Raw genomic sequence first — 22879 nt, 5'->3', positions numbered from 1 at the left:
CATGGCCAGCATCTCTTTACGCGGCATCCGCAAATCCTACGGCGACGGCCCCGAGGTGGTCAAAGGGCTGGACCTGGAGATCGCCAACGGCGAGTTCATGGTCTTCGTCGGCCCTTCCGGCTGCGGCAAGTCGACGCTGCTGCGCATGATCGCCGGGCTGGAGGACATCAGCGCCGGCCAGATGCTGATCGGCGACACGCTGGCCAACGAGGTGCCGCCGGCCGAGCGCGGCATCGCCATGGTGTTCCAGAGCTACGCGCTGTATCCGCACATGTCGGTGCGCGACAACATGGGCTTCGCGCTGAAGATGGCCAAGGTGCCGGAGGCGCAGGTGCGCGAGTCGGTCAACAAGGTCGCCGAGATCCTGCAGATCAGCCACCACCTGGACCACAAGCCGAAGGCCTTGTCCGGCGGCGAGCGGCAGCGCGTGGCGATCGGCCGCGCCATCGTGCGCCAGCCCAAGGTGTTCCTGTTCGACGAGCCGCTCTCCAACCTGGACGCCTCGCTGCGCGTGCAGACCCGCATCGAGCTGGCCAAGTTGCACCAGGAGCTGGGCACCACGATGGTCTACGTGACCCACGACCAGGTCGAGGCGATGACCCTGGGCGACCGCGTGGCCGTCTTCAACGGCGGCCACATGGAGCAGGTCGGCGCGCCGCTGGAGCTGTACCAACGGCCGGCCAGCCGCTTCGTCGCCGGCTTCATCGGCGCGCTGCGCATGAACTTCCTGCCCTGCGTGGAGGTGGTCGGCCGCTTCGCCCTGCCGCACGCCGGCGACCTGAGCGAGCTGACCCTGGGCATCCGCCCCGAACACCTGAGCATCGTCGGGCCGGAGCAGGGCTGCCCGGCGCGCATCAGCCTGATCGAGCAGCTGGGCGACGCGCAGATCGTCCACGCCACGCTGGACGGCGGCGCGCACACGGTGGCCATCAAGCTGCACGGCGACCAGGCCACACAACTGCGGCCGGAGCAGCGCATCGGCTTCATCCCGCAGCAGAACAAGGCCTTCCTATTCGACCCGGCCGGCCGCGCCGTGGCCGCACATTGAACACGAAAATGCAGAAAGCTAAACGGGGGCCAGCCATGAACTCAACTTGAGCACAGCAATGCATGTGCAGCAGTAGCCAAAGAGCTATGTGACATCATTCAATTAACGGAAATAGAGGATAGACAAATGAACCACTTGAAAAAAACCAAGATGGCGCTGGCCATCGCGCTGATGGCCGGCGGCAGCGCCTTCGCCCAGCAGGCCGCCACCGGCGCCGCAGCTCCGACCGCAGCTCCCGCCGCCGCGCCGGCCGCCGGCGACACCGTCGACCGCATCGTCGTCACGGCGACGCGCCGCAACACCTTCGTGCAGGAGACGCCGCTGGCGATCACCGCCTACAGCCAGGACACGCTGGCCAACAACCAGGTCAAGGATCTGGCCTCGCTGACGGCGATGGTGCCCAGCCTGGTGGTCGAGCAGCACGGCGACTCCGGCGGCGTGCACGTCTACATGCGCGGCGTCGGCTCGGCCAACCACACCGAGCTGGGCGATCCGGCGGTGGCCTTCTACGTCGACGGCATCTACTCGCCGCGGCCGCAGGGCGCCACCGCGCTGATGTACGACTTGAGCCACGTCGAGGTGGCGCGCGGCCCGCAGGGCACGCTGAACGGCCGCAACTCGACCGCCGGCGCGGTCAACCTGGTGTCCGGCGCGCCCAGCACCGACAAGTTCTTCGGCACCGCCGGCATGACCGTCGGCGACCGCCACCACCTGCAGACGCAGGCGATGGTCAACATCCCGCTGAGCGACACGCTGGGCCTGCGCATCGCCGCCATCAAGGACAGCCAGGACGGCACCGTGGCCTTCCGCCAGGGCTCCAACGTGCTGCCCGGTTCGAAGAAGTACGGCGCCAACGACCAGATGGGCGTGCGCGCCTCGCTGCTGTGGAAGATCACGCCCGAGCTGCGCGGCACCTTCATCGCCGACTACTTCCACGACCAGGGCGCCGGCAACGTCTACCTGGCGGCCGAGCCGAAGGCCGGCCAGGAGCTGCGCTCGGCGCTGATCGACACGCCGGGCATGCTCGACCAGTCCATCATGACCTACAAGGGCCGCCTCAACTACAAGCCGAGCGAGTCGCTCGACCTGACCTACCTGGGCAGCTGGAGCCGCTACCAGCGCACCAACGCCAACGACGCCGACGCCGGCGTCTTCCCCGGCTTCAAATCGGAGAACCGCACCGAGTGGGCCAAGTTCGACAGCTACTCGCACGAGCTGCAGGCACGTTCCGACAACGACGCGCCGTTCCAGTGGGTCGGCGGCCTGTTCGTCTTCGGCGAGAAGAACAAGGTGCGCTTCGACATCGACCGCAGCCAGATCTCGCAGGCCACGGTGGCGCAGGCAGCCTCGCCAACGGCTCGGTGATCTTCGTCCAGCCGACCGTTGGCCAGTACGCCTCGGCGATGTCGTTCAACCAGGGCAACCGCCAGTTGAAATCGAACGCCGCCTTCGCCCAGATCAGCCAGCAGGTGAGCGAGCAGATCAAGCTGACCGCCGGCGCGCGCTACACCAAGGACCACAAGTTCGATATCGGCGGCCAAAACTGGGCCTGCCCGAACTGGCCGGCCAACGTCCCGCTGGGCACCACGGTGCTGACGGCCGACCAGATCCGCCAGCTGGTCACGCCCGGCTCGGGCCTGATCAACAGCCACAACATCGGCCCCGGCGGCGCGGTGACGGCGGCCGGCTGCGGCAACACCGCGGGCGACAACTCGGCCGACCTGAAATACAGCCAGTCGACCTGGCTCGGCCGCGTCGAGTACAAGCTGGCGCCGCAGATCCTGCTGTTCGGCTCCGTCACCACCGGCTTCCACTCGCCGGCCATCGGCGATGGCGGCGCCACCACCAAGCCGGAAAAACTGACCAGCTACGAGATCGGCTTCAAGTCAGACCTGTTCAACCGCGAGCTGACCTTGAACCTGGACGCCTTCTGGATGAAGTACAAGGACAAGCTCGAATCGCAGGTGGTCAACAGCGTGCTGGCCAACTTCAACGCGGCCGGCGCCACGGTCAAGGGCGTCGAGGCGGAATGGACCTGGCGTCCGACCCGCATCGACCGCCTGACCGGCAACGCCACCTACCTGAAGGCGGTGTACGACGATTTCCTGTCCTGCGACGTCGACGCGGCGCGCGCCAACGGCCAGTCCTGCGGCTCGACCGCGCCGCTGGTCAACGTCGGCGGCGCCACCATGAAGCACGCGCCCAAGTTCGCCACCACCATCCAGTACGAGCACGACTTCGCGCTCGGCGGCGGCCAGCTGACCCCGCGCGCGGCGGTGCATTATGAAGGCGACTCCTTCATCGGCAGCGGCGCCTTCAACGGCGACGTGCCGGGCCACGCCGGCGTGAAGCGGCAGGACGCCTACACCACGCTCGACCTGAGCGTGCGCTACCAGCCGACCAACAAGGCCTACACCGCCGAGCTGTTCGTGCAGAACGCCACCGACAAGGCGGTCAAGCTGGACGTGACGGAGCTGTGCACCGACACCGGCATGCCTTGCCAGCCGACCCAGCAAATCTACGGCGCGTTCTATAATCAGCCCCGTACGTTCGGTGCGCGCGTGTCGATGAAGTTCTGATCGTCGGGCGCGGCGGTCAGTGGGACCGCCCGCCGCGCCCGCACCCCGGAACCTCAAGGACAACCATGCAACGCGACAGCTTCCCCGGTTTCATCAACGGCCCGCGCCTGCTGGCCGACATCGGCGGCACCAACGCCCGCTTCGGCGTGGAGACGGCGCCCAAGCGGATAGAGGCGATCTGGACGGCCGACTGCGCCGCCTACCCGACCCTGGGCGCGGCGCTGGTGCACTACCTGGCGCAACCGGCCACGGTGGCCGCCGGCGGCTACCAGGCGCGCCTGGCCGGCATCGCCATCGCCAACCCGATCGACGGCGACTGGGTGCGCATGACCAACCACCACTGGTCGTTCTCGATCGAGGCGGTGTGTTCGCAGTTCAGTTTGAAATCGCTGGTGGTGGTGAACGACTTCACCGCGCTGGCCAGCTCCTTGCTGCACCTGGACGCCGGCCACATGCGGCAGATCGGCGGCGGCACGGCGCGCGCCGGCGGCGTGGTCGGGCTGGTGGGGGCGGGCACCGGGTTGGGCGTGTCCGGCCTGGTGCCGGCCGGCGCGCGCTGGATCGCCCTCGACAGCGAGGGCGGCCACAGCACCTTCGCGCCGATGAGCGAGCGCGAGATCGACATCCTGCGCTACGCCCGGCGCTTCCACGAGCACGTCTCGAGCGAGCGGCTGGTGTCGGGCATCGGCCTGGGGTTGGTGTACCGCGCGCTGGCCGAACGCGGCCGCGTCGAGGCGGAGAGCTTAAGCGCGCCGGAGATCGTCGAACGCGGCCTGCGCGGCAACTGCCCGTTGTGCGTCGAGACGCTGGAGGCGTTTTGCGAAATGCTCGGCACAGTCGCCGGCAACGTCGCGCTGACCTTGGGCGCCAAGGGCGGCATCTACATCGGCGGCGGCATCGTGCCGCGCATGGGCGACTTCTTCGCCCGCTCAGGCTTTCGCGCCCGCTTCGAGCAGAAGGGGCGCTTCTCCGACTACCTGGCGAACATCGCCACCTTCGTCATCACCGACGACTATCCGGCGCTGATCGGCATGTCGGCCATGCTGTCGGCGGAGTAGCTACAGGATCAATCCGTGTTGCCTGCCAGTTCCGCCTCGATCTCGGCGATACTTGGCAGGCTGCGCTCCAGCGATTCCGGTAAATCGCGTAGCAATTGGTACTCGGCGATGCCTATCGGTTTGTCGATGCCGGACAGCGCATATTCCGCCACCAGCCGGTTTTTCTGCTTGCACAGTAACAAGCCGATGGTTGGCTTGTCATCCTCGGCTTTGATCTGGGCATCGACCGTGGAAAGATAGAAATTAAGTTGGCCAGCGTGTTCGGGTTTGAAGGCGCCGGCTTTCAGGTCAACGACCACGTAGCATTTCAGGCGCGTGTGATAAAACAGCAGGTCGATGAAGAATTCGTCGCCGGCCACGTCAAGCCGGAATTGCCGCCCGACGAAGGCAAAGCCGGCGCCAAGTTCCAGTAGGAAGCGGGTGATATGACGGATTAGTCCGTCTTCGATCTCGCGTTCCTGCGCATCATTGCCCAAACCGATAAAATCGAACAGATAGGGGTCTTTCAGGGCTTCCTGTGCCAGGGCGGAGGCAGCGTTCGGCAAGCGGATCATGAAATTGCTTACCGCAGCCCCCTGACGTTGCCGCAAATGGTTCTTGATGTTCAATTCCAGTGTCGTGCGCGACCAGCCGTGCTGTACGGCCTGCGACGCATACCATTCTCGCTCGTTGACGCTGCGCAGCTTGGTCAGCAACGTGACGATATGGAACCACGGCAATTGGTCAGCAGGCTGCTGACCGAATTGTCCAGCCGGGCAATGCTGCGCAAAAAAGCGCATATATTTCAGATTACTTGACGACCAACCCCGCATATCAGGAAATTCATCTTTGAGATCGCGCGCCAGTCGGTCGATAACCTTCGAACCCCAGGCTTGGCTTTGTTGCCTTTGCAGGATGTCATGTCCAATACGGCCGTAAAGCCGGACCAGTTCGGCGTTGACGGCCAGTACGGCCCGTTGCCGGGCGCTACTGATGTCGGTTTTGAGTTGCCTGAGCCAGTCGGCGTAATCGTCGGGCATGGCTGCAGGGAGCGAGGTTGTTGTCATGCTGATACCTCTTTTGGGAAGGTTTCGGCGACGGCTCCCTGCCAACGTCAATGCCTTATTGCTGACCTGTTGTAGCAAAATGCAGAGAGGATATTGGATATCTTAGCGGCGCGATCCAAATACTCTCTGCTTTTTCTCGACAAATCAGTCCAGCGTGGGCTGCACCGCTGCCACGTCGATCTGCGCGCTGCCCTCGGCCAGGCGCACGGTGAGCGATTGGCGCGGCTTGAGCTGGGCCGGCGAGCGCAGCACGGCGCCCTTGGCGTCGGTGACGATGGCGTAGCCGCGCTCCAGCGTGCGCTGCGGATTGAGCAGCTCCAGCTGCGCCGCCAGCGCGCCCAGCGCGTCGCGCCGCTGCCCCAACAAACTCCCCATGCACAGCGCGCCGCGATGCTGCAATCCGGCCAGTTGCTGGCGCGCCGCGCGCACATCGGGCCGCCGCGCCGCCAATTTACCGCTCAAGCGATCCAAACCACCGCGCGCCTGCGCCAGCGGCGCACGGTTGGCGTGCGTCATCGCTGTCGACAGCGCCAGCAGTTTCAAGCGCTGCTGGCGGATCTGCGCGGCGGGGCTGAGCAGGCGGCGCGTGTGGTTGTCCAGCGTCTGCGCCGCCTCGCCCACCGCGCGGCGCATGGCGCGGCGCAGGTCGGTGGCGTCGGCGCGCAACGAGGCGAGCCAGTCGGCGCGCGGCGTGGCGGCCAGTTCGGCGGCGGCCGTCGGCGTCGCCGCGCGCAGGTCGGCGGCGAAGTCGCTGATGGTGAAGTCGGTCTCGTGGCCGACGCCGGAAATTACCGGCATGCTGCAGTTGGCGACGGCGTAGGCCACCGCCTCGTCGTTGAACGACCACAGGTTCGTCGATGCTGCCGCCGCCGCGACAAACGATCAGCACGTCGCACTCGGCGCGCTCGGAGGCGGTGTCGATGGCGCGGGCGATCAGCTCGGGCGCCTGCTGGCCCTGCACCGGCGTGGGATATAGCACGATGTGGATATGCGGCGCGCGCCGCTTGAGCGCGGTGAGCACGTCGCGCAGCGCCGCCGCCTGCGGGCTGGTGACGATGCCGATGGTGCGGGCGAACATCGGCAGGGCGCGCTTGCGGTCCTGGTCGAACAGGCCGGCCGCGCCGAGCCGCTCCTTGAGTCGCTGGAAGGCCTCGAACAGCGCGCCGACGCCGGCGCGGCGGATCGCCTCCACGTTGATCTGGTAGTCGCCACGGGCGCCGTACAGCGTCACCAGGGCGCGCACCTCGACCTTGTCGCCCTCGCGCGGGATGAAGCCGGCGTGCTGGGCACGGCCACGGAACATCACGGCGCGCACCTGGGCCGCGTCGTCCTTCAACGTGAAATACCAGTGGCCCGAGCTGGCGCGGGTGAAGTTGGACACCTCGCCGGCGATCCAACTGAGCGGAAACGAGCGTTCCAGCAGGCGGGCAACGGCCTGGTTGAGCGCCGTGACGGTCATCACGGGCGGTGGAGGAGGGCTGAAATCGGTGTCGTCGCTGTGGTTCATGATGTCGAAAAAATAAGCTATCCACAAAAATTGGTGGCGGTCATGCTTATGTCATATATCAACTAAAACGGCAAGGTTTTATTGTAAACATTTGATTATTAAGGGTAAATCTTTTTGCCGCATTTGCATGCAGAGGCAAAAAAGCCTTACGGATCAAGTACTTTGGGTTTGCCACCGGCAGTTACGCACAAAGTTATCCACAGAAGATGTGTGGAACTTTGTGTGAGCGATAGTCTTTTTCATATTGCTTGTTTGCTACTGCGTAAAATTTACGCAGGGAAAGTATATTATTACAAATCAATGACTTAGTCTCTTATCTGCCGTCTTGCGCACAATTTTATCCACAGAAGATGTGCAGAACTCGCGACTTGTCCCCACGCCGCGAATGGGACCGAATAATTGGCGAAACGCCGACGAGACCGTTTTCCACTCCCGAACCAGCCTGCCTTGTTTTTACTCAAGGCAATAAATCTTATATAAATCAAAGACTTCACGGGCCATCACCTAGCTTGCGCACAATCTTATCCACACAAAATGTGCAGAAGTACAGTGTTGCTGACGATAGCCTGGCTAAATCGCCTTCCTGGCGCCTTTGGATGGTGGAAACGACGGTGGCAGTGCATAAGTCGGCGAATATTGCCGAACTGCCATATTTTTGCGCAGAGCTTAAATATCGTTTAAAAACAACGACTTGATCGTTGGTGATAATGATTGCTAACAATCTTATCCACATTTAATGTGCAGAACCATGGCCTGGCGTGGCGACCCGGTAGAGCGGGCGCGACCGCGTCGGCGCAGGTTTTGCCATGCGTTATTTTTACGCATGGCAAAAATACCCATGTAAATCAATCACTTAGTGCTTGCCAGCGCGCCTTGCTAACAATCTTATCCACAGTTTGTGTGCAGAACTGTGAGTTTTGCCACTTTTGGTGTTCCAAGTTGCCACCGGGAGCTCAAAACAGCCTGCCTGGTGGATATCTTCCGCCCAGGAAGGGCGATTGCCTTATTTTTGCGCATGGAAATAATATTGATATTTATCAATGGCTTAGCTGTGGATGGCCACCGTTGCACACAATCTTATCAACAGAATATGTGCAGAAGTTGGCACAACTTTTGCTGAGTATATTCACCCAGCATAGTCGGCTGCCCGGTGCTGCGCTGCGACTATTTTAAGCTGCTTCACTATGTCCATATAAATCAATGGCTTAGGTATGCATTGACGGCATTGCGCACAATTTTGTCCACAGAAAATGTGCAGAACTCCACAAGCTCAGCATTCTGTGGATTGTTTGATGCCGCGCAAACAACGATCGGATTCCTGCCGTCTTTTTGCGCACACCTGAATTCCCCTTTGAAATCAACGGTCTTCCCGACTGTCGATTGGCTTGCGCACAATCTTATCCACAGAACATGTGCAAAACCCGCAGCAATGGCCGGCGCCGCCACCCTGCGCCGGCCGAATCGCCACTTGCCGAGCGCGGCCCAACAAGTTACATTGCGCCTTTGGGTTGCGCCCTTGTCGCCAGCCCTGGCCGGCGGATTCGATCCCGGCCGGTTTATCCACACAGGAGTTCGTTTTGCTCGCCCTTCTTCAAGCTGCAGGTTGGCCTATCTGGCTGTTGTTGATCGCTTCCATCGTTGCCACCGCGTTGATCATCGAGCGCCTGTTGTATCTGCGCCGCCGCAAAATCCTGCCACGCAAGCTGCTCGACGAGGTGGTGCAGGTCTACCGCAGCGGCAACATCACCCCCGACATCATCGACAAGCTGGAGAAGAATTCGCCGCTGGGCGTGGTGCTGTCGGCCGCGCTGCGCAATATCGATTCGCCGCGCGAGGTGATGAAGGAGTCGATCGAGGAGGCCGGCAGCGGCGTGGCCCACATGCTGGAACGCTTCCTGACCACGCTGGGCACCATCGCCACGCTGGCGCCCTTGATGGGCTTGTTCGGCACGGTGGTCGGCATGATCGAGATCTTCGGCTCGCAAAACGCCAGCGGCGCCAATCCGGCCCAACTGGCGCACGGCATCTCGGTGGCGCTGTACAACACCGGCTTCGGCCTGGCCATCGCCATGCCGGCGCTGGTGTTCTACCGCCACTTCCGCGCCCTGGTCGACAGCTTCATCATCGAGATGGAGCAGCAGGCGGTGAAGTTCGTCGACATCGTCCACTGCAAGCGAAAGTAGACGGCGATGGGCATGAACTTCCGCAAAGGGCAGGGCCGCGAGCATCCCGAGATCAATCTGATCCCCTTCATCGACGTGCTGCTGGTGATCCTGATCTTCCTGATGGTCACCACCACCTACAGCAAGTTCACCGAGCTGCAGATCACCCTGCCGACGGCCGACGCGGCCAAGGCGGTCGAGCGGCCCAACGAGTTGAACATCACCGTCGACGCCAAGGGCAACTACACCATCAACAAGGAGCCGGTGTCCTTCCATGACGTGGCCGGCCTGGCCGCCGCCATGCAGGAGGCCGCCAAGGCCGGCGCCAAGCCGGGCGACAAGAGCCCGGTGGTGGTCATCAACGCCGACCAGTTCGCGATGCACCAGATGGTTATCAACGTGATGGAGGCGGCGCGCATGGCCGGCTACGACAAGCTGACCTTCGCCGCGCAGACCGGCGGCGCCAAGTAAGGCCAGCCGGTTTGTCTTCCCTCGAAACCACGCTGACGCGCGCCTGGTTGCGCCGTGGCCCGCTGGCCTGCGCGCTGTGGCCCGTCTCGCTACTGTTCCGCGCCCTGAGCGCGCTGCGCGCGCGGCTGTACCGCGCCGGCCTGCTGGCCTCGTCGCGGCTGCCGGTGCCGGTGGTGGTGGTCGGTAACATCTTCATCGGCGGCACCGGCAAGACGCCGCTGACGATCTGGCTGGTGCAGGCGTTGCAGGCGGCCGGCATGCGGCCGGGCGTGATCTCGCGCGGCCACGGCAGCGCCGCCGCCACGCCGCGCGCGGTGGACGCCGGCTCGACGCCGCAGCAGGTCGGCGACGAGCCGCTGCTGATCTTCCAGCGCACCGGCTGCCCGGTGATGGTGGGGCGCGACCGCGCCGCCACCGGCCGCGCGCTGCTGGCGGCCCATCCCGACATCGACATCCTGCTCACCGACGACGGCCTGCAGCACTACGCGCTGCAACGCGATGTCGAGATCATCCTGTTCGACGGCCGTGGCGCCGGCAATTGCTGGCTGCTGCCGGCCGGGCCGCTGCGCGAGCCGCCGTCGCGCCGGCGCGACTTCACCGTCATCAACGCGCCGGAGCTGACGCCGGCGCTGGTCGCCGCCACCGGCGCCGCCGAGGGCCGCGCGGTGCAGATGCAGTTGGTCGGCGAGATGGCCGAGCAGCTGCGCGACCGCAGCCAGCGGCGCCCGCTCAGCGCGCTGGCCCGGCCCGAGCGGCTCGGCCAGGCGAACCAGCCCGGCGACTCCGACCCGACCGGCCAATCGAGCCAGCCCGGTCCGTCTGCCCAGCCCGCCCTGCGCATCGTGGCGGCGGCCGGCATCGGCAATCCGCAGCGCTTTTTCGCCATGCTGCGCGCCGCCGGTTTGCGCTTCGAGGAGCTGCCGCTGCCCGACCATCACGATTTCCTCGACCAGCCGTTCGCCGCCCTGCAGGCCGATATGATCTTGATGACCGAGAAGGATGCAGTAAAATGTGCGCGAATTGAAGATCTCAAAGACGACCCGAGACTGTGGGTCGTCCCGGTGACAGCGCGCATCGACGCGGCGCTGGCCGAACACATTGTGGAGAAATGCCGTGGATGCTCGCCTGCTTGATATTCTGGTCTGCCCTGTTTGCAAGGAGCCCTGGAGTACGATAAAAAAGCCCAGGAAATGATTTGCCGCGGCGACCGCCTGGCCTACCCGATCCGCGATGGCATCCCCATCATGTGGGCCGACGAGGCGCGCACCCTGCAGGACGCGGTGGAATAAGGTGTCCTTCGTCGTCATCATTCCGGCCCGCCTGGCCTCGACCCGCCTGCCCAACAAGCCGCTGGCCGACCTGGGCGGCAAGCCGATGGTGGTGCGCGTGGCCGAACGCGCGCGCGAGGCGGGCGCCGCCCGCATCATCGTCGCCACCGACCACGCCGACATCCGCGCCGCCTGCGAGCTGCACGGCGTGGAGGTGTGCATGACCCGCGCCGACCACCCGTCCGGCACCGACCGCATCGCCGAGGTGGCGCACGCGCTGGGCCTGGCGGCCGACGCCGTGGTGGTCAACCTGCAGGGCGACGAGCCGCTGATCGACCCGGCGCTGCTGCGCGCGGCGGCCGACTGCATCTCCGCCAGCGTGCCGATGGCCACCTGCGCCCATCCGCTGCACGACGCCGCCGACGCCTTCAACCCCAACGTGGTCAAGGTGGTGTTGGACAAGGCGGGCAGGGCGCTGTACTTCTCGCGCGCGACCATACCGTGGCACCGCGACGGCTTCGCCCAAGGGAAGGATGCACTGCGGGACACGCTGCCGGCCGGCTACGTGCCGCTGCGCCACATCGGCCTGTACGCCTACCGCAACGACTTCCTGCAGGCCTATCCGCAGCTGGAGGCGTCGCCGCTGGAGGCCATCGAGGCGCTCGAGCAGCTGCGCGTGCTGTGGCACGGCCACGCCATCGCCGTCCACGTCACCGACGCGGCGCCGGCCGCCGGCGTCGACACGCCGGAGGATCTGGCGCGCGTGCGGCGGCACTACGATTCAGCTGCCAGTAAGGAATAAACGATATAACTGAAATCGCAGCACGATATTCACAAAGAACATCACTTTCCCCACGCCGGCCGACAATAAGCCATGTCGTTTTGCTCATAAACTGGCGTGGCGCGGGAGTTCTGTGGTAAGTTTCGTACCAAGATAGTCAGATTCGCAGCACTTCTACTGTTTCCAATACCAACCATCCAAACATCGTTTTTAGGAATTTTTCATGCGTCTTATTCTTTTAGGAGCACCCGGTGCAGGCAAGGGCACCCAGGCTAATTTCATCAAAGAAAAATACAACATCCCGCAGATCTCGACCGGCGACATGCTGCGCGCCGCGATCAAGGCCGGCACGGAGATGGGCATGGCCGCCAAGAAGGTGATGGACGCAGGTGGACTGGTGTCGGACGACATCATGATCGGTCTGGTCAAGGACCGCCTGACCGAAGCCGACTGCGCCAACGGCTATTTGTTCGACGGCTTCCCGCGCACCATCGCGCAGGCCGACGCGATGAAGGACAACGGCATCAACGTCGACTACGTGCTGGAGATCGACGTGCCCGACGCCTCGATCATCGAGCGCATGGACGGCCGCCGTTCGCACCCGGCCTCGGGCCGCGTCTACCACGTCAAGTTCAACCCGCCCAAGGTCGAAGGCAAGGACGACATCACCGGTGAAGACCTGGTGCAGCGCGACGACGACAAGGCGGAGACCGTCAAGAAGCGTCTGGACGTCTACCACAACCAAACCAAGGTGCTGCTCGGTTACTACAACAACTGGGCCCAGTCGGGACAAGCCGGCGCGCCGAAGTACCGCCGCATCGCCGGCGTCGGTCCGGTGGAAGAAATTCGCGACGCCGCGTTTGCCGCGCTGGCCGAATAAGCGTTACAGTAGAGCGGACCGAGCGTCCGCTTTTTTTGCGCCCGCTTTTCGCGCCGCGCGCCCCATGTCCGATGCCGTACCGTTTTCGTTCCACGTCCGCGCCCGCGCGGGCGGCGTATCAAAGTGTTGCAGTTCGCAGGTTGGTTGGCTGCGCGCGCCTACCCGGCGCGTTGGCGGTTATCTGAGTGTGGTTTGTATGCTTGATCAATAACAAGAAGGGGACAATATGGCAGCTAGTCTTTGGTTTGCGGTAGCGTGCGGCCTGATCGCCGTGGTGTATGGATTATGGTCGCGCAGCTGGATCCTGAAACAGGACGCCGGCAACGCGCGCATGCAGGAAATCGCCCTGGCCATCCAGCAGGGCGCGGCGGCGTATCTGGCGCGCCAGTACCGCACCATCGCCATCGTCGGCGTGGTGCTGCTGGTGCTGATCTTCGCCCTGCTCGGCCTGCAGACGGCGCTCGGCTTCCTGATCGGCGCCGTGCTGTCGGGCGCCTGCGGCTTCATCGGCATGAACGTCTCGGTGCGCGCCAACGTGCGCACGGCGCAGGCCGCCACCAAGGGCATCGACGAGGCGCTCGACGTCGCCTTCAAGGGCGGCGCCATCACCGGCATGCTGGTGGTCGGCCTGGGCCTGCTCGGCGTGGTGTTGTTCTACATGATGCTGGTGGCCCAGCAGGGCGCCGGCGGCGTGCCGCTCAGCCCGCACGACGTCATCAAACCACTGATCGGCCTGGCCTTCGGCGCCTCGCTGATCTCCATCTTCGCCCGCCTCGGCGGCGGCATCTTCACCAAGGGCGCCGACGTCGGCGCCGACCTGGTGGGCAAGGTCGAGGCCGGCATCCCCGAGGACGACCCGCGCAACCCGGCGGTGATCGCCGACAACGTCGGCGACAACGTCGGCGACTGCGCCGGCATGGCCGCCGACCTGTTCGAAACCTATGTGGTGACGCTGATCGCCACCATGCTGCTGGGCGCCCTGATGATCGCCAGCGCGCCCACCTCGGCCATCATTTATCCGCTGCTGCTGGGCGCCGTCTCCATCCTCGCCTCGATCGTCGGCTGCTCGATGGTCAAGCACACGCCGGGCAAGAAGATCATGTCGGCGCTGTACACCGGGCTGTGGTGGGCCGCCGGCCTGTCGCTGCTCGGCTTCGCCGTGGTCACCTGGCAGGTCTGGCCGGAGCAGGCCATGCGCACCAGCATGATGGGCTGCACCGTGGTCGGCATCGTGCTGACCGGGCTGATGGTCTACATCACCGAGTACTACACCGGCACTGACTTCCATCCGGTGCGCCACATCGCCGAGGCCTCGACCACCGGCCACGGCACCAACATCATCGCCGGCCTGGGCGTGTCGATGAAGTCGACCGCCTATCCGGTGCTGGCGGTGTGCGCCGCCATCCTGGTGGCCTACCAGCTGGGCCAGTTGTACGGCATCGCCATCGCCGCCACCTCGATGCTGTCGATGGCCGGCATCGTCGTCGCGCTCGACGCCTACGGCCCGATCACCGACAACGCCGGCGGCATCGCCGAAATGTCCGGCATGCCCGAGTCGGTGCGCGCCATCACCGACCCGCTCGACGCCGTCGGCAACACCACCAAGGCCGTCACCAAGGGCTACGCCATCGGCTCGGCCGGCCTGGCCGCGCTGGTGCTGTTCGCCGACTACACCCACGCCCTCGAATCGGTCGGCAAGAGCGTCAGCTTCGACCTGTCGAACCCGATGGTGATCGTCGGCCTGTTCATCGGCGGGCTGATCCCCTACCTGTTCGGCGCCATGGCGATGGAGGCGGTGGGCCGCGCCGCCGGCGCCGTGGTGGTCGAGGTGCGCCGCCAGTTCCGCGACATCAAGGGCATCATGGACGGCAGCGGCAAGCCGGAGTACGACAAGGCGGTCGACATGCTGACCGCCTCGGCGATCCGCGAGATGATCCTGCCCTCGCTGCTGCCGGTGGTGGTGCCGATCGTGGTCGGCATGCTGCTCGGCCCGGCCGCGCTGGGCGGCATGCTGATGGGGACCATCGTCACCGGCCTGTTCGTGGCCATTTCGATGACCACCGGCGGCGGCGCCTGGGACAACGCCAAGAAGTACATCGAGGACGGCAACTTCGGCGGCAAGGGCTCGGACGCGCACAAGGCCGCCGTCACCGGCGACACCGTCGGCGACCCGTACAAGGACACCGCCGGCCCGGCCGTCAACCCGCTGATCAAGATCATCAACATCGTCGCGCTGCTGCTGGTGCCGCTGCTGCCGGCCACCGGCTGGCTGGCCGTGTCGGCGCCGGCCGCGCCGGTGGCGCTGCACGCGCCGGCGCCGGCCAGCATGGCGCCGGCCTTGCCGGTGGAGTTGGCGTCGGCGTCGGCGTCGGCGTCCGCCGCGCCGCAGCCCGCCGAGCCTGCCAAGTAGCAGGGTCTGCGGCGCCGGGCCAGCCGCGCCGAATGGGCAAGCAAGTGCCCAATTGAATGTCCAGCCTGAGCTTCGGCTGGACATTTTTCCTTGGCGCGGCCACAAACGTGAACAATTGTTTCCATTGCTGGTAACGCGCGCCGGGCCGGCCGATAATGAATGACACGATGCGCACAGCGAGGTGTCGCCATGAGTTACCAAAAAACCGCGTTGATTTTGGCCGCCGTGCTCGGCTTGCTGGCTTGCGGCTATGCCTGGGCTGCGGCGGGGCAGGGCGCCGATCCGGCTCCAGTTCCAGCTCCGGCCGTGGCCGTGACCGCGCCGAGCACGCCGCCGCCGCCCGCGTCGACCGCCGCGCCTCAGCGACCATTGGAGGGGCAGGCCTACGCCAGCCTGCCGTTCTGCACCTTGAGCGCGGACGGCAAGCAATTGGCGCGGCAGCCTTGCCGCACCGCGCCGCCGCAACGGCCCATGCCGCGCCGGCCTGTGCCGCAGATCGTCGAGCCGATGCCGCCGCGCGCCGCGCCGCCGCGCGTGGCGATGCCGCCGTTGCCGCCGTCCGTGCCCCTGCGCGCGCCGAGTCCGCCCCAGCCGCTGGTCAACTGCGGCGCAGGCGGATGCTACGACGCCGGCGGCGCCTGGCAGGGCAACGGCGTCGGCAACACCAGCGTCGCGCCGAACGGCAAGCTGTGTCAGCGCAACGGTATTTGGCTACAGTGCCTCTGAGTCTTTGTGTCAGCCAGATGTCCTCGGAAAACGTCGGTTCGGTAGCCCGGTGGAATGAAGCGTATGCGGTTGCGGTGTTGTGCCCATTCGAGGCGAAGCGAGGTGGTGTCGCACCGGTGTCGTGGAAAAGCCCCCCTTGCCAACAGACATGACGGGGAAAACAAGAATGGCTAAACAGGTCTTAGTTCGCAAGCGCGTTGCAGTTGTCGGCGGAGGCCCGAAAGCCGTCGCCTTGGCGGTCAAGGCCAAGGTATTGAAGGCGCTCAAGCTGCAGGACACGGAAGTTGTCATCTTCGAAAAGAAATCCATCGGTGCCGCCTGGGAAGGTGGCGACGGCTATTCGGATGGGGAGCAACGGCTGTGCACTCTGGCGGAGCGCGACCTCGGGTTTCCCTACAAGTCCTTGTACGGCCGGGCGGCGGACGCAGGTATGCTGAACTACTCGTGGCAGCAATTAGAGATCTGTATTCGTATATATGTTTTGAATCTACTTCGGAGTTCATCATGCCCACCGAAAATCTAGTTCTGCGCACCGTCTACGTCGACCCTGACATAGACGACCAGTTGCGTGAGGAGGCACTCGCCAAGCAGGTCAGCAAGGCGGACTTGTTTCGGACGTACCTGGTGGCGGGAATCAAGGCTGTGAAGTTGCAACCCAATTTGTTCAAGGTGGAGGGCGCTCGCGGCGGCCCTGCGTTGGTGCTGCGTACTGTCCACATGGACCCTAAGTTAGACGAGAAGCTGCGCGTCGAAGCGTTCGATAGCCGCACCAGCAAGAACGACCTGATGCGTCGCTATGTACGTATCGGCATGAGCCAGCAGGATGCTTCGACGACGCGGGCGGTACGCCCTTCGAAGCGGTCTGCCAACAAGCGGGAACCCGTCCTGGGGTGACGAGGGACTCCTGCCCCGTACGCACGGCGCCAAGGTGGGAAGTCCGAGCCTTGGGCTATGGTTTTGAGCGCTCCCCTATCCCCCACGAAGAACTTTTTTGCTGCCGCGCGCGGAAATTCGCTACAATTGCCGTCGACTTGACGTTTACGTGAAACGTTATATGCAAGCGTCGCGCGCGACATTTCGATCGGCCAAGGTCCGTGCAGAGGCCGAACCCTTCCATCTATTTTCGAATTGAGGACAGACATGCAGATTCAGAACAATGTATTCATTATCACCGGCGGCGCCTCGGGCCTGGGCGCGGCCACCGCGCGCATGATCGCCGAAGCCGGCGGCAAGGTCGTGCTGGCCGACGTGCAGGTCGAGGCCGGCGAGAAGCTGGCGGCCGAACTGAAGGGCGTGTTCGTCAAGTGCGACGTCACCTCCGAGGCGGACGGCCTGGCCGTGGTCGCCGCCGCCGTGGCGCAGGGCAGCCTGCGCGGCCTGGTCAACTGCGCCGGCGTGGCACCGGCCGTCAAGACCGTCGGCAAGGACGGCCCGCACCCGCTCGACGTGTTCCAGCGCACCGTCAACATCAACCTGGTGGGCACCTTCAACATGTGCCGCCTGGCGGCCGACGCGATGGGCAAGACCGAAGCGGCCGAGCACGGCGAGCGCGGCATCATCATCAACACCGCCTCGGTGGCGGCCTACGACGGCCAGATCGGCCAGGCCGCCTACGCCGCCTCGAAGGCGGCCGTGGTCGGCCTGACGCTGCCGATGGCGCGCGACCTGTCGCGCAGCGGCATCCGCGTGATGACCATCGCGCCGGGCATCTTCGAAACCCCGATGTTGCTGGGCATGCCGACCGAGGTGCAGGACGCGCTGGGCAAGATGGTGCCGTTCCCGCCGCGCCTGGGCAAGCCGTCCGAGTACGCCCAGCTGGCCCGCGCCATCATCGAGAACGTCATGCTGAACGGCGAATCCATCCGTCTGGACGGCGCTATCCGCATGCAAGCCAAGTAAGGTGTAAACGGTTTTTGGTGTAGGATGCCAGAGTCATCGGCGCGCGGCCCAGGTCGCGCGTTTTTCTTTTGGGTGCTTCACGGAGCCAGGGATGCTGGTGAATTCAGCCGGCGCGGCCTCAGGGTCAGACCCTAGGGTCTGACCCTCGATCTGTGCCGCCGGTTTTGCCGGCGTTCCGATAGGCCGTGAAGGCCCATTTTTATGAGAGGCTGCATGCCACATCTGAAGAACCGCGCGCTGTCCGCCGCGCTGCTGGGCGCCACCTTGTTGGCCGGCACCGCCGCATTCGCCAGCCCGGCGCTGGCCCAGGAGGCGCCGCAGCGCGCCCCGGAAATCGCCACCGGCTACGCCGCCAAGGCCGGCTGGTCGGCGCAGAAGTACATGGTGGCGGCGGCCAATCCGCTGGCGGCCGACGCCGGCTACCAAATGCTCAAGCGCGGCGGCAGCGCGGTCGACGCGGCCATCGCCACCCAGCTGGTGCTGACCCTGGTCGAGCCGCAGTCGTCCGGCATCGGCGGCGGCGCCTTCCTGATGTACGCCGACGCCAAACAGATCCAGGCCTTCGACGGCCGCGAGACGGCGCCGGCCAGCGCCGACGAGCGCCTGTTCCAGGACGCCGACGGCAAGCCCGTCTCGCGCGAGACCGGCGTCGTCGGCGGCCGCTCGGTCGGCGCGCCCGGCGTGCTGCGCATGCTCGAGCTGGCCCACCGCCAGCACGGCAAGCTGCCGTGGGCCGCGCTGTTCGGCCCGGCCATCAAGCTGGCCGAGGGCGGCTTCGCCGTCAGCCCGCGCCTGAACGCGCTGCTGTCGTGGGACAAATACCTGCTGCGCGACCCGGTCGCCGCCGCCTATTTCTTCGACGCCGACAAGCGGCCCTGGCCGGTCGGCCACGTGCTGAAGAACCCGGCGCTGGCGCGCACCCTGCACGAGATCGCCAAGGGCGGCGCCGACGCCTTCTACACCGGCCGGATCGCCCGCGACATCGTCGCCAAGGTGGCCGGCCACGCCAGCAATCCCGGCAAGCTGAGCCTGGCCGACATCGCCGGCTACCGGGCCAAGGTGCGCGCGCCGATCTGCAGCGACTACAAGGCCTGGACCGTGTGCGGCATGCCGCCGCCGTCGTCGGGCGGCATCGCCATCGCGCAGATGCTGGGCATTTTGGAGAACAAGAACCTGGCCGCCTACCCGCCGCAGCAGGGCAGCTACGGCGCCGAGGCGATCCACCTGTTCAGCGAGGCCGGCCGGCTGGCCTACGCCGACCGCAACCGCTACGTCGCCGACACCGACTTCGTGCCGCTGCCGGGGCGCGGCGTCGACGCCCTGCTCGACAAGGGCTACCTGGCGCAGCGCGCCGCGCTGATCGGCGAGCGCTCGATGGGCCGCGCCAAGCACGGCACGCCGCCCGGCATGACGGTGGCCTGGGGCGCCGACAGCGAGACGGCGCGGCCGGCCACCTCGCACCTGGTGGCGGTCGACGGCTTCGGCGGCGCCGTCTCGATGACCACCTCGGTGGAGGACGCCTTCGGCTCGCGCCAGATGGTCGACGGCTTCCTGCTCAACAACCAGCTGACCGACTTCTCCTTCGAGTCGGCCGACGCCGACGGCCCCATCGCCAACCGGGTGCAGGCCGGCAAGCGGCCGCGCAGCGCCATGTCGCCCACGCTGGTGTTCGACAAGGGCACGCGCAAGCTGCTGCTGGCCACCGGCTCGCCGGGCGGCTCGGCGATCATCAACTACGTCGCCAAGGTGCTGGTGGGCACGCTGGACTGGGGCCTCGACGTGCAGCAGGCGATCAGCCTGCCCAACCTGGGCAGCCGCAACGGCCCGACCGAGCTGGAGGCCGGCCGCGTCGCGCCCGAGGTCGTCGCCGCGTTGCGCGCCCGCGGCCACGAGGTGCGCGAGACGGAGCAGAACTCCGGCCTGCAGGGCATCATGCGGCGCCGGACGGCCGCCGGCGAACATTGGTTCGGCGGCGCCGACCCCCGGCGCGAGGGGGCGGTGCGCGGCGACTGACTGTGGTAAGGCGGCTCTAAAGGCTGGGCGAGCCTCCCCAAACAGTGCAGACCCTGCTAATCTTGTCGTATGGGAATTCAAAAGAAAACAGGCCTGATCCTCACCGGCGGCGGCGCCCGCGCCGCCTACCAGGTGGGGGTGCTGCAGGCCATCTCGGAGATACTGTGGGAGGCCGGCTGGCCGCCGGCGCGCAACCCCTTCGACATCATCTGCGGCACCTCGGCCGGCGCCATCAACGCCACCGCGCTGGCCTGCCGCGCCGACAACTTCGGCGAGGGCGTGCAGAAGCTGCTCGACGTCTGGCAGCACATCAGCGTCGACCAGGTCTACCGCGCCGACTCGCTCGGCGTGCTGCGCTCCGGCGCGCGCTGGCTGTCTCTGCTGTCGTTCGGCTGGCTGCTGCGCAAATGGCGCGCCGCGCCGCCCCAGTCCCTGCTCGACAACACGCCGCTGGCCAGCCTGCTGCACCGCATGCTCGACCTGCCGCGGCTGGACACGGCGCTGTCCGAGGGCCTGCTGCACGCGCTGGCGGTAACCGCCTCGTCCTACACCGGCGGCCAGCACATCACCTTCTACCAGACCGCCGCCGAGATCGCGCCATGGGTGCGCATGCAGCGCGTCGCGCTGCAGGACCAGATCGGCATCGAGCACCTGCTGGCATCGGCGGCGATCCCCTTCATCTTCCCGGCCACGCCGCTGTACCTGGGCGGCCACCGCGAATACTGCGGCGACGGCTCGATGCGCCAGCTGGCGCCGATCTCGCCGGCCATCCACCTGGGCGCCAGCAAGGTGCTGGTGGTCGGCGCCGGCCGCCTGACCGAGCCGGCGCGCGACGCCAGCGAGTCGGCGCGCTACCCCAGCCTGGCGCAGATCGCCGGCCACGCCATGTCCTCGATCTTCCTCGACAGCCTGGCGGTCGACATCGAGCGGCTCGAGCGGATCAACCGCACCCTGTCGATGCTGCCGCCGGAGCTGCTGGTGAACACCCCGCTCAAACCGGTCGAGCTGCTGGTGATCGCGCCGTCCGAGCGGCTCGACGACATCGCCAGCCGCCACATCGCCAGCCTGCCGCCGCCGATCCGCACCATGTTGTCGGGCATCGGCGCGACCGAGACGCGCGGCTCGGCGTTGGCCTCGTATTTGTTGTTCGAATCGACGTATACTTGCGAGCTGATCCGTCTCGGCCAGCGCGACACCCAGGCGCGCAAGGCCGATGTGTTAGCCTTCTTCGGTTCGTGAGCGGGCCGGCCGCTTGCTACCCCACCCCGTGGCGCGTGAGTCGGGGTCAGACCCCGTGCGGGGTCTGACCCCCAGCCTCTGTGGGGTGGTTTGGCGTCACGCGCGCCCCCAATACTTTTTTTACTGTGAACGAGTCACCCTAGTGCGGTTGTTAAGACGTCTTTGTTGCCACCTGCTGATGCCGGCCCTGCTGCTGTGGGGCCTGGGCGCGGTCGCGGCGTGGGCGGCGGCGCCGCCGCGCACGCTGCGCTTCGAGCAGCTCGGCGTCGAGCACGGCCTGGCGCAGGAGTCGGTGCTGGCCATCGCCCAAGACAAGCAGGGCTTCATGTGGTTCGGCAGCCAGGCCGGCCTGAGCCGCTTCGACGGCTACCGCGTCACCACCTACAAGAGCGTGGTGTCGGACCCCGGCAGCCTGGGCGACAACTGGGTGCGCGTGCTGCACCTGGACGGCGCCGGCCGGCTGTGGGTGGGCACCGACGGCGGCCTCGACCTGTTCGATCCGCGCAGCCAGACCTTCAGCCACTTCCTGCCGCGCGAGTCGGCCAAGCGCGGCAACGGCAACCGCCACATCCGCGCCATCCTCGACGACGGCCTGGGCGGCCTGTGGCTGGCCAGCGGCGACGGCCTGCACCACTTCGACCCGGCCAGCGCGCGCTTCACCAGCTGGCACCACGACCCGGCCGACGCCGGCAGCCTGGTCGACGACCAGGTGCTGGCGCTGGCGCGCGACGCCGCCGGCCGCCTGTGGGTGGGCACCGCCACCGGGCTCGACATGCTGGCGCCGGGGGCGGCGCGCTTCCAGCACTTCCGCCTCGACAGCCGGCCCGACTCCAAGTTCAACTCGATCGCCGCGCTGCAGGTCGACAGCGCGCAGACGCTGTGGGTCGGCTCCATGGCCGGCCTGGAGCAGTGGAACCTGCTCGGCGACCAGCCGCGGCGCCGCCGCCTGGGCGAGGCCGAGGGCCTGGCGCCGGGCGCCGTCACCGCGCTGTACCAGGACGGCGAGGGCCATTTCTGGGTCGGCAGCAACGCCGACGGCCTGTACCGCTGGCTGCCGGCGGAGAACCGCCTGGTGCCCTACCGCCACCAGTTCAGCGACCCGCACAGCGTGGCCGACAACCAGATCTCGGCGCTGTTCCGCGACCGCGTCGGCACCTTCTGGGTCGGCACTTGGAACAACGGCGTCAGCCGGGTCGACCTGGGCAGCGGCGGCTTCGCCCGCGTGGTGCGCCAGGCCGACCAGCTGCGCACCCTGTCGGACAACAAGGTGCGCGCCATCGTGCCGGACGGGCGCGGCCGGCTGTGGCTGGGCACCAGCAGCGGCCTGAACCACTTCGACCCGCTGAGCGGCGAGGGCCGCCTGTACCGCCACGAGCCGAACCGGCCGGGCGGCCTGTCCGACGACCTGGTCAACGCGCTGTGGCGCGACCCGGCCGGCAACCTGTGGATAGGCGGGCGCAGCGGCGTCAACCGGCTCGACGCCGCCAGCGGCCAGTTCAGCAACGTCAGCTTCGCCCGCGGCGACCCGGGCAGCGACACCATCCGCAACATCGTCGGCGACCGCGGCGGCCTGCTGTGGGTGGCCTCGCGCGGCGGCCTGCACCGCTACGACCCGCGCACGGGCGCGACGCAGACCTACCGCCACGACCCGGCCGACAGCGACAGCCTGGCCGACAACGTGGTGCGCCCGATATTGGAGGACCGGCGCGGCCGGCTGTGGGTGGGCACCTTCAACGGCCTCGACCTGCTCGACCGCGCCAGCGGCCGCTTCCGCCACTTCCGCCGCGACCCG

General features: G+C 66.4%; 17 protein-coding genes and 3 pseudogenes. 18 read left to right on the top strand and 2 right to left on the bottom strand.

What is annotated here, in order from left to right; genetic code table 11:
- Position 1: 1 nt before the first annotated feature.
- From QC826_RS21595 to QC826_RS21580, 4 genes are all read left to right on the top strand, one after another.
- Complete coding sequence (locus QC826_RS21595; RefSeq protein ID WP_279762371.1) at positions 2–1048, top strand: ABC transporter ATP-binding protein; 1047 nt, start codon at positions 2–4, stop codon at positions 1046–1048.
- 126 nt (positions 1049–1174) lie between these two features.
- Complete coding sequence (locus tag QC826_RS21590) at positions 1175–2413, top strand: TonB-dependent receptor (RefSeq protein ID WP_279762370.1); 1239 nt, start codon at positions 1175–1177, stop codon at positions 2411–2413.
- Positions 2410–3627, top strand: coding sequence for a TonB-dependent receptor domain-containing protein (locus QC826_RS21585; protein ID WP_279762369.1), 1218 nt, complete (start codon positions 2410–2412; stop codon positions 3625–3627). The genes QC826_RS21590 and QC826_RS21585 overlap by 4 nt, the downstream gene beginning before the upstream one ends.
- Before the next feature lie 65 nt (positions 3628–3692).
- Positions 3693–4685 carry a glucokinase gene (locus QC826_RS21580; protein ID WP_279762368.1) on the top strand — a complete coding sequence of 331 codons (993 nt, stop codon included), beginning with the start codon at positions 3693–3695 and terminating at the stop codon, positions 4683–4685.
- Positions 4686–4693: 8 nt separating this feature from the next.
- Here the strand turns inward: QC826_RS21580 and QC826_RS21575 are convergent, their stop codons facing one another.
- Together QC826_RS21575 and xseA are read right to left on the bottom strand one after the other, a co-directional pair.
- Positions 4694–5731, bottom strand: a complete 1038-nt coding sequence (locus QC826_RS21575; protein ID WP_279762367.1) for a YhcG family protein — start codon at positions 5729–5731, stop codon at positions 4694–4696.
- A 144-nt stretch (positions 5732–5875) separates the two neighbouring features.
- A pseudogene (xseA, locus tag QC826_RS21570) lies at positions 5876–7238 on the bottom strand (exodeoxyribonuclease VII large subunit).
- Positions 7239–8815: 1577 nt separating this feature from the next.
- On the opposite strand from xseA, the gene QC826_RS21565 reads away from it, so the two are divergent.
- From QC826_RS21565 to QC826_RS21500, 14 genes and pseudogenes are all read left to right on the top strand, one after another.
- Positions 8816–9421, top strand: a complete 606-nt coding sequence (locus tag QC826_RS21565) for a MotA/TolQ/ExbB proton channel family protein (RefSeq protein WP_279762366.1) — start codon at positions 8816–8818, stop codon at positions 9419–9421.
- Positions 9422–9433: 12 nt separating this feature from the next.
- Entirely contained in the window at positions 9434–9871 is a 438-nt protein-coding gene (locus QC826_RS21560; protein ID WP_279762365.1) for an ExbD/TolR family protein, read from the top strand.
- 11 nt (positions 9872–9882) lie between these two features.
- On the top strand, positions 9883–11004 hold the full coding sequence (gene lpxK / locus QC826_RS21555; RefSeq protein ID WP_279762364.1) for a tetraacyldisaccharide 4'-kinase: 1122 nt from the start codon (positions 9883–9885) through the stop codon (positions 11002–11004).
- A pseudogene (locus QC826_RS21550) lies at positions 10985–11160 on the top strand (Trm112 family protein). The gene lpxK and the pseudogene QC826_RS21550 overlap by 20 nt, the downstream one beginning before the upstream one ends.
- Position 11161: 1 nt before the next feature.
- Positions 11162–11941: a 3-deoxy-manno-octulosonate cytidylyltransferase gene (gene kdsB, locus QC826_RS21545; protein WP_279762363.1), complete on the top strand. Its 780-nt coding sequence runs from the start codon at positions 11162–11164 to the stop codon at positions 11939–11941.
- 202 nt (positions 11942–12143) lie between these two features.
- The gene (gene adk / locus QC826_RS21540; protein ID WP_093386312.1) at positions 12144–12800 is read left to right on the top strand and encodes an adenylate kinase; all 657 of its coding nucleotides are present in this window, start codon (positions 12144–12146) and stop codon (positions 12798–12800) included.
- 226 nt (positions 12801–13026) lie between these two features.
- Positions 13027–15210: a sodium-translocating pyrophosphatase gene (locus QC826_RS21535; protein ID WP_279762362.1), complete on the top strand. Its 2184-nt coding sequence runs from the start codon at positions 13027–13029 to the stop codon at positions 15208–15210.
- Positions 15211–15399: 189 nt separating this feature from the next.
- A complete protein-coding gene (locus QC826_RS21530) occupies positions 15400–15936 on the top strand; it encodes a hypothetical protein (protein ID WP_279762361.1) in 537 nt (178 codons plus the stop codon).
- Positions 15937–16102: 166 nt separating this feature from the next.
- Positions 16103–16459 (top strand): hypothetical protein, encoded by a 357-nt coding sequence (locus QC826_RS21525; protein WP_279762360.1) that lies wholly within the window; start codon positions 16103–16105, stop codon positions 16457–16459.
- Positions 16441–16830 carry a hypothetical protein gene (locus QC826_RS21520; protein ID WP_279762359.1) on the top strand — a complete coding sequence of 130 codons (390 nt, stop codon included), beginning with the start codon at positions 16441–16443 and terminating at the stop codon, positions 16828–16830. The genes QC826_RS21525 and QC826_RS21520 overlap by 19 nt, the downstream gene beginning before the upstream one ends.
- 246 nt (positions 16831–17076) lie before the next feature.
- On the top strand, positions 17077–17835 hold the full coding sequence (locus QC826_RS21515) for an SDR family NAD(P)-dependent oxidoreductase (protein ID WP_279762358.1): 759 nt from the start codon (positions 17077–17079) through the stop codon (positions 17833–17835).
- 213 nt (positions 17836–18048) lie between these two features.
- The gene (gene ggt, locus QC826_RS21510; protein ID WP_279762357.1) at positions 18049–19848 is read left to right on the top strand and encodes a gamma-glutamyltransferase; all 1800 of its coding nucleotides are present in this window, start codon (positions 18049–18051) and stop codon (positions 19846–19848) included.
- 69 nt (positions 19849–19917) lie between these two features.
- Positions 19918–21087 (top strand): patatin-like phospholipase family protein, encoded by a 1170-nt coding sequence (locus QC826_RS21505; RefSeq protein WP_099415740.1) that lies wholly within the window; start codon positions 19918–19920, stop codon positions 21085–21087.
- A 178-nt stretch (positions 21088–21265) separates the two neighbouring features.
- A pseudogene (locus QC826_RS21500) lies at positions 21266–22789 on the top strand (two-component regulator propeller domain-containing protein); the annotation flags it as partial.
- Between the last annotated feature and the right edge of the window lie 90 nt (positions 22790–22879).

The sequence above is a fragment of the Rugamonas sp. DEMB1 genome (assembly GCF_029834475.1).
Classification (GTDB): Bacteria; Pseudomonadota; Gammaproteobacteria; order Burkholderiales; family Burkholderiaceae_D; genus Rugamonas; species Rugamonas rubra.
This window is presented reverse-complemented; position numbering and strand designations above follow the sequence as displayed.

Coding starts and splice junctions, on each gene's coding strand:
- QC826_RS21525 (WP_279762360.1), top strand. CDS start 16,103: ATGGCTAAACAGGTCTTAGTTCGCAAGCGCGTTGCAGTTGTCGGCGGA.
- QC826_RS21505 (WP_099415740.1), top strand. CDS start 19,918: ATGGGAATTCAAAAGAAAACAGGCCTGATCCTCACCGGCGGCGGCGCC.
- ggt (WP_279762357.1), top strand. CDS start 18,049: ATGCCACATCTGAAGAACCGCGCGCTGTCCGCCGCGCTGCTGGGCGCC.
- adk (WP_093386312.1), top strand. CDS start 12,144: ATGCGTCTTATTCTTTTAGGAGCACCCGGTGCAGGCAAGGGCACCCAG.
- QC826_RS21535 (WP_279762362.1), top strand. CDS start 13,027: ATGGCAGCTAGTCTTTGGTTTGCGGTAGCGTGCGGCCTGATCGCCGTG.
- QC826_RS21560 (WP_279762365.1), top strand. CDS start 9,434: ATGAACTTCCGCAAAGGGCAGGGCCGCGAGCATCCCGAGATCAATCTG.
- QC826_RS21590 (WP_279762370.1), top strand. CDS start 1,175: ATGAACCACTTGAAAAAAACCAAGATGGCGCTGGCCATCGCGCTGATG.
- QC826_RS21530 (WP_279762361.1), top strand. CDS start 15,400: ATGAGTTACCAAAAAACCGCGTTGATTTTGGCCGCCGTGCTCGGCTTG.
- QC826_RS21595 (WP_279762371.1), top strand. CDS start 2: ATGGCCAGCATCTCTTTACGCGGCATCCGCAAATCCTACGGCGACGGC.
- QC826_RS21580 (WP_279762368.1), top strand. CDS start 3,693: ATGCAACGCGACAGCTTCCCCGGTTTCATCAACGGCCCGCGCCTGCTG.
- QC826_RS21520 (WP_279762359.1), top strand. CDS start 16,441: ATGCCCACCGAAAATCTAGTTCTGCGCACCGTCTACGTCGACCCTGAC.
- QC826_RS21575 (WP_279762367.1), bottom strand. CDS start 5,731: ATGACAACAACCTCGCTCCCTGCAGCCATGCCCGACGATTACGCCGAC.
- QC826_RS21515 (WP_279762358.1), top strand. CDS start 17,077: ATGCAGATTCAGAACAATGTATTCATTATCACCGGCGGCGCCTCGGGC.